This is a genomic window from Escherichia sp. GZ89 (assembly GCF_019366485.1).
GTDB lineage: Bacteria > Pseudomonadota > Gammaproteobacteria > Enterobacterales > Enterobacteriaceae > Escherichia > Escherichia fergusonii.
On record NZ_JAEOHX010000059.1, the window covers coordinates 1 to 598 of the forward strand.

1 protein-coding gene is annotated in these 598 nt (G+C 53.2%); it reads left to right on the forward strand.

Translation table 11 applies throughout. From position 1 onward, the window contains the following. On the forward strand, positions 1 to 598 hold a 598-nt coding region (locus K0335_RS22175; protein WP_219394166.1), incomplete at both ends, for a replication endonuclease.

The following is a 598-nucleotide window of genomic DNA, read 5'->3' on the forward strand; positions in this document are numbered from 1 at the left end:
TGCGCCGATTGGTGGTACCGGAAATTATGGAAGATGCGTTGCGAATGGCGGGAAGAGCAGTTGCGTGCTGTTTGCCTGGTCAGCAAAAAAGCATCTCCCTATGTCAGCTATGAAGCCATGATGCATAAACGTGAGCAGCGCCGTAAGTCGCTGGAGTTTTTCCGTTCTCATGAACTGGTGAACGAAGACGGCGACACGCTGGACATGGAGGATGTGGTAAACGCCAGCAGCAGCAACCCTGCGCATCGCCGTAATGAAATGATGGCCTGTGTTAAGGGGCTGGAGCTGATCGCGGAAATGCGCGGAGACTGCGCGGTGTTTTATACCATCACCTGCCCGTCACGCTTCCATTCCACGCTAAATAACGGCAGGCCCAACCCGACCTGGACAAATACGACGGTAAGACAAAGCAGTGATTATCTGGTCGGCATGTTTGCTGCATTTCGTAAGGCGATGCACAAAGCCGGATTGCGCTGGTATGGCGTGCGGGTGGCTGAGCCGCATCATGACGGTACAGTTCACTGGCACCTGTTGTGTTTTATGCGCAAAAAAGATCGCCGCACCATTACTGCTTTGTTGCGTAAGTTTGCCATTCGTG